The following is a 6,000-nucleotide window of genomic DNA, read 5'->3' on the forward strand; positions in this document are numbered from 1 at the left end:
TGGTCCCGTGATGAACGCTCGCCGCCGGTGCGGCCTCCGGCAGTCGGCGTAACCCCCGACATCGACGAAGGGCGCCACCCCGAATGGGGTGACGCCCTCGTTCGTGATGGGTCGGTCAGCCGGTGCGCAGACCGTCCAACAGAGTGCGGTCACCGGCGACGTCCAGCGTCTCGAAGCTCACCCGACCCCAGAGCGCCAGCAGCAGGTCGCTCGCAGTGCCGCTGACCTGGGCGCGAGCGTGGTGATCGTCGTGGTCGAAGATGGTCGCTGTGTCGAGCAGCGCCACCCCCTCGCCGCGCAACCGCAGATACCACTCCTGGGCCGCATCGGTCGCGCAGAGCTGGACCACCCCGTGCCAGTCACCGGGCACCTGCCGCCGGCCCGCCGGCAGCCACGTGTCCAGCACCTCACTCACCCCGTCGGCCGCGAGCTTCGCCTCCACCGGGTCACCAGCCCCGATGGCGAGCTGGGCGTCCCAACGGTGCACAGCCGTCTCGTGCGCCATCCGACGCGGCCAGAAACCGGCCTTCTTCGGCTGCGGGGCCCAGTTCCACGCCGACGCCTCGGGGTCGAGCCCGTCGAAGAGGGTCATCACCCTGTCGTAACCCTGCTGCCACAACTGGAGCGCGTTCACGGCCGGGTCAGCCTCGATCTTCTCCCGCCGAGGCGGCTGGCTGGTCTGGCCGGAACCGGCGAACGACGAAACCCAGTGGTAGATGCCGGCCATGTGCAGTGTGAGGTCGTTGACCGTCCAGCCCGGACAGGACAGCACCGGTGTCTCCGGCGGTGCCTCGGCCACCGCTGCCGCGAAAGCCGGACCCTCCGTCCGGAGCGCCCCGATCCAGAAATCCTTGCTGCCCTGCAGTCTGCTCATCGCCATCCTCCCGGGGGTGCCGGGCGACCAGTGGGTGCCACGGCTACTTGTCAGCCTAAGGTGAAGGGCGTGCCAGACGCCTCCGCCCAGCCGACAACCGACGCCGATCGTGCCATCCCCGGTCCACTCGCCGGCTACACCACCCTCCGAACGGGTGGGCCGGCCGAGCGGATCGTGGCCGCCGGCAGTGCCGACGAACTCGTCCAGGCGGTACGCGCCGCGGCGGAGCCGGTCCTGATCCTGGCCGGGGGCAGCAACGTGGTGATCGGCGACGCCGGCTTCCCCGGCACCGTCGTGCTGGTGCGCTCCCGTGGCATGCGGGTCATCGCCGATGACGCCACCTCGGTCACCGTACGGGTCGACGCCGGCGAGCCGTGGGACGACCTGGTCGCCGCCACGATCGCCAACGGCTGGGCCGGGCTGGAATGCCTGTCCGGCATCCCCGGCTCGACCGGTGCCACCCCCATCCAGAACGTCGGCGCGTACGGCCAGGAGGTCGCCGAGACGATCACCGGCGTCGAGGTGTACGACCGGGTCGAGGGCACCCGTCAGGTCATCCCCGCCGCCGAGTGCGGCTTCGCCTACCGGGGCAGCATCTTCAAGTACATGGACCGCTGGGTGGTGCTCTCAGTCGACTTCCGACTCACCAGGTCCTCGCTCTCCGGGCCGGTGCGCTACGCGGAGCTCGCCCGAGCCCTCGGTGTCGAGGTGGGCGACCAGGTGCCGCTGGCCGACGCCCGAGCGGTGGTGCTGCGCCTGCGGGCGGGCAAGGGGATGGTGCTCGACGCCAACGACCCGGACACTCGCTCGGTCGGCTCCTTCTTCACCAACCCGGTGCTCGACCGCGCCACGTACGAACAGCTCCTGGAACGCTCCGCCGAGCTGGGCGACCCGCCCGCCTGGCCAGGGGCGGACGGCCTGGTCAAGGTGAGCGCCGCCTGGCTGATCGACAAGGCCGGTTTCGCCAAGGGCCACCCCGGCGAGGGTGGGGTGGCCATCTCCAGCAAGCACACCCTGGCCCTGACCAACCGCAGCGGCACCGCCCACACCAGCGACCTGCTCACCCTGGCCGCCACCATCCGCGACCAGGTGCACGCCCGCTTCGGCGTAACCCTGCACCCCGAGCCAGTCCTCATCAACTGCACCCTCTAACCCCCGCCGCCCTCCCCGCCCCCGCCCCTGCCTTCCCACCCGCTCCCCGCGATCTTGCACTTTCTGCGGTGACATAAGGGCTGCAAAAGGGCCAAATCGCCAACCGAAAGTGCAAGATCGGCGTGCCAGGTGTGGGTTAGGGGAGGGGCCAGGGGAGGGTTAGTTCGCCCTGGCGCCAGCGGGTGGGGTTGTCGAGGATGGGCCAGCCTGTTTCGCGAAGGCGGGTCACCGCGTGCAGCCAGCGTTGGCGGGGGCCGAAGGTGGCGTACGGGGCGGCGGCCTGCCAGGCGTCGTCCAAGGCGCGGATCAGCGCGTGCACCGGCTCACCGGGAACGTTGCGGTGGATCAGCGCCTTCGGTAGCCGCTCGGCCAGCTCGGCAGGGCTGCCCAGCGTGGTGAGCTTCGCGGCCAGGGTCAGCGTCCGGGGGCCGTCGGCGTCGATCAGCAGCCAACTGGCGAGCCGCCCCAACTCGTCACACGTGCCCTCGACGAGCACTCCGCCCGGGGCGAGCGCGGCGGTCATCGTCTGCCAGGCTTCGGCCACCTCGCTCTCGTCGTACTGTCGCAGCACGTTGAACGCGCGGACCAGCACCGGCCGGAGCCCGGCCAACTCGAACCCACCCCGGGCGAACGTCAGCCCGGGTGGGTCGGCGGCCCCCGCCGCGGCGGCCACCCGGGCCGCGTCGATCTCCAACCCGACCAGCCGTACGTCCGGACGGACCCCGGCCGCCAGCCGAGCGCGTAACTCCACAGCGGTCACCGGGGTGGCGCCGTAGCCAAGGTCGACCACCAGGGGGTCGTCCGCCGCCAACAGCCGGTCGGCGCAGGTGGCGACGATCCAGTTGTCCACCCGACGAAGCCGGTTCGGGTTCGTCGTGCCGCGCGTGACCACGCCGACCGGCCGGCGCCGCGCCGCGCCGCTCATCCCGACGTCACTGCCCGGGCTTCACTGGCCGACCCGGTGCACCTTGTGCTGGGCGGCCTGTGCCCGGGGCCGGACCACCAGCCGGTCGATGTTGACGTGCTCGGGACGGGTGGCGCACCAGGCGATGCAGTCGGCGACGTCCTCGGCGACCAGCGGCCCCGGCACCCCGGCGTAGACGGCGGCGGCCCGTTCCGCGTCGCCCTCGAAGCGGACCAGCCCGAACTCGTCGGTCTTCACCATGCCCGGGTCGATCTCGATGACCCGCAGCGGTCGGCCGCACAGCTCCAGGCGGAGCGTGCCGGCGATGGCGGTCTGCGCGTGCTTCGCGGCGGTGTAGCCGCCGCCACCCTCGTATACCGTCAGGCCGGCGGTGGAGGAGACCACCACGATGGTTCCGGAGCCGGAGGCTTCCAGCGCCGGCAGCAGCGCCTGGGTGACCCGCAGGGTGCCGAGCACGTTCACGTCGTACATCCACTGCCAGTCGGCGACCGAGCCGGACTCCACCGGGTCCAGCCCGCGCGCTCCGCCGGCGTTGTTGACCAGCAGGGTGACCGGGCCGGGTGCCTGGGCGGCGGCCTCGGCCAGCCGGGCCACCGAATCGTCCGAGGTGACGTCGCAGGTCACGGCGGTGGCCTGCCCGCCCGCGGCGGTGATCTCGGTGACCAGGTCGGTGAGCCGTTCGGCGCGGCGGGCGGCGGCGAGCACGTGGAAGCCGTCGGCGGCGAGCCGGCGGGCGGTGGCCGCGCCGATCCCGCTGGACGCTCCGGTGACGATGGCGACTGAGGTCATCCCGACATTGTCACAGCGGGCGTACGACCCGCCCCGACCGGGCGTAGGCAGCCGTTGGCGGGCGTTCGGTGATGAGGTCCGTCACGCCGAGGGGCCGCGCCGGGGAATTTCCGAAGCCCGATGGGGAAGATGACATCCGGCGTACAGGTTGACCGAGAAGCGCCGGTCGTGCGAGACGGCATCAACCGTGAAGAAGGAGCGGATGTGGCGGAAATGCACACCGGTGTCGGGCGTCAGCGAGGTGCCCGGCCGTGGCCCCGGCCACGCCGCATCGCGACCCTGTCGGTACACACCTCCCCCCTGCACCAGCCCGGCACGGGTGATGCCGGCGGAATGAACGTCTACATCCTCGAAGTCGCCCGGCGTCTCGCCGAGGCCAACGTGGAGGTGGAGATCTTTACCCGGGCCACCTCCGGTGACCTCCCCCCGGTGGTCGAGATGGCGCCCGGAGTGCAGGTCCGACACATCACCTCCGGCCCCCTGGAGGGCCTCACCAAGGAGGAACTGCCCGGTCAGCTCTGCGCCTTCACCGCCGGGGTTCTGCGCGCCGAGGCGTCCCGTCCGCCCGGCCACTACGACCTGATCCACTCCCACTACTGGCTCTCCGGCCAGGTCGGTTGGCTGGCCAAGGAGCGCTGGGGGGTGCCGCTGGTACACACCGCGCACACCCTGGCGAAGGTCAAGAACGCCCAGCTCGCGGCCGGGGATCGGCCGGAGCCCAAGGCCCGCGTCATCGGCGAGGAGCAGGTCGTCGCCGAGGCGGACCGGCTGGTCGCCAACACCCGGGTCGAGGCCAGAGACCTGCTCGACCGCTACGACGCCGACCCGAACCGGGTGTCCGTCGTGCAGCCGGGTGTCGACCTGGCCCGGTTCCGGCCCGCGCCGGGTGACAGGTCCGCGGCCGCCCGCCAGGCCCGCCGCCGGCTGGGGCTTCCCGTCGACGGGTACGTGGTTGCCTTCGTCGGTCGGATCCAGCCGCTCAAGGCCCCCGACGTGCTGATCCGCGCGATCGCCGCGCTGCGGGAGCGCGATCCGGCGCTGGCCGACCAGGTGACAGTGGTGATCTGCGGCGGGCCCAGCGGCAGTGGGCTGGACCGGCCGACCGCCCTGATCGAGCTGGCCGCCAAGCTCGGGGTCAGCGACGGGGTGCGGTTCCTGCCGCCGCTCACCGGGGACGACCTTCCGGCCCTGTACCGGGCGGCGGACCTGGTCGCGGTGCCGTCGCACAACGAATCGTTCGGGCTGGTCGCCCTGGAGGCGCAGGCCTGCGGTACGCCGGTGCTGGCCGCCGCCGTCGGAGGGCTGGTCACCGCCGTCCGGGACCAGGTCAGTGGCGTACTCATCGATGGTCACGACCCGGTCGACTGGGCCCGTGCGATGGGCAGTCTGCTGCCGAACCGGGCGCTGCGGTCGGTGCTGGCCCGAGGTGCCGAGCAGCACGCCCGGCACTTCTCCTGGGACCGTACCGTCGACGGTCTGCTCGGTGTCTACGGCGAGGCGATCGCCGGGCACCGCGCCCGGCTCGCGGCCGACCTGGCGGGTGACCCGGCGCTCTCCTGCTCCTGGTGACCCGGGCGCCAGTCGTCACCCGGTGCGCGGGCCGAGTCGGTCGTAGAGTGGGTCCGGTGAGCCCGAAGAGCGATCTTGCGACCCTGATCGAGTCGGTCTGCGCCGAGCGGGACCTGGCCTGGGAGTCGACCGGCCCCGGCTCGTACGCGGTGACGCTGCCGGGCACCCACAAGCTCAAGACGATCTGCAACCTGATCGTCGGCGAGCACGCGCTGCGGATCGAGGCGTTCGTGATGCGCCAGCCGGACGAGCGCCGCGAGGAGCTGTGGGCCTGGCTGTTGCAGCGCAACGCCCGGATGTACGGCGTCTCCTTCTCCACCGACGCGGTCGGCGACGTATACCTGACCGGTCGGGTCAACCCGGCCGGCGTGGACGCCGACGAGTTGGACCGACTGTTCGGCGCTGTGCTCACGTACGCCGACGAGTCGTTCGACACGATGCTGGAGATCGGCTTCGGCAGTTCGATCCGGCGCGAGTACGAGTGGCGGGTGAAGCGGGGCGAGTCGACAGCCAACCTGGCCGCCTTCGCCCACCTCTTCGAGCCCTCCGGCGCCGGCCCCGACCCAACCTGACCCGCCTCCCGGCGCCCGGCGCCCGCGCCCCGCGCGTCAAGCCCCGCGCGCCACGCGTCAAGCCCCGCGCGCCACGCGCCACGCGCCACGCGCCACGCGCCACGCGCCACGCCCCACGC

6 protein-coding genes are annotated in these 6,000 nt (G+C 72.3%); 3 read left to right on the plus strand and 3 right to left on the minus strand.

The annotated features are described in order from the left end of the window. Positions 1-115: 115 nt before the first annotated feature. Positions 116-874 carry a maleylpyruvate isomerase family mycothiol-dependent enzyme gene (locus tag NIE111_RS04320; RefSeq protein WP_238683135.1) on the minus strand — a complete coding sequence of 253 codons (759 nt, stop codon included), beginning with the start codon at positions 872-874 and terminating at the stop codon, positions 116-118. A 114-nt stretch (positions 875-988) separates the two neighbouring features. Between NIE111_RS04320 and NIE111_RS04325 the strand changes: the two genes are divergently transcribed. Next, positions 989-2,026, plus strand: coding sequence for a UDP-N-acetylmuramate dehydrogenase (locus NIE111_RS04325; RefSeq protein WP_238683148.1), 1,038 nt, complete (start codon positions 989-991; stop codon positions 2,024-2,026). A 136-nt stretch (positions 2,027-2,162) separates the two neighbouring features. Here the strand turns inward: NIE111_RS04325 and NIE111_RS04330 are convergent, their stop codons facing one another. Both NIE111_RS04330 and NIE111_RS04335 read right to left on the minus strand, forming a co-directional pair. Then, positions 2,163-2,951, minus strand: coding sequence for a class I SAM-dependent methyltransferase (locus tag NIE111_RS04330; protein WP_238683136.1), 789 nt, complete (start codon positions 2,949-2,951; stop codon positions 2,163-2,165). Positions 2,952-2,972: 21 nt separating this feature from the next. Next, positions 2,973-3,740, minus strand: a complete 768-nt coding sequence (locus tag NIE111_RS04335) for an SDR family oxidoreductase (protein ID WP_238683137.1) — start codon at positions 3,738-3,740, stop codon at positions 2,973-2,975. 204 nt (positions 3,741-3,944) lie between these two features. On the opposite strand from NIE111_RS04335, the gene mshA reads away from it, so the two are divergent. Together mshA and NIE111_RS04345 are read left to right on the plus strand one after the other, a co-directional pair. Continuing rightward, positions 3,945-5,309, plus strand: a complete 1,365-nt coding sequence (gene mshA, locus NIE111_RS04340) for a D-inositol-3-phosphate glycosyltransferase (RefSeq protein WP_238683138.1) — start codon at positions 3,945-3,947, stop codon at positions 5,307-5,309. Between the two features lie 56 nt (positions 5,310-5,365). Further along, on the plus strand, positions 5,366-5,881 hold the full coding sequence (locus NIE111_RS04345; RefSeq protein WP_112605262.1) for a type III secretion system chaperone family protein: 516 nt from the start codon (positions 5,366-5,368) through the stop codon (positions 5,879-5,881). Positions 5,882-6,000 lie beyond the last annotated feature (119 nt).

The organism is Micromonospora hortensis, from assembly GCF_022230935.1.
Taxonomy (GTDB): domain Bacteria; phylum Actinomycetota; class Actinomycetes; order Mycobacteriales; family Micromonosporaceae; genus Micromonospora; species Micromonospora hortensis.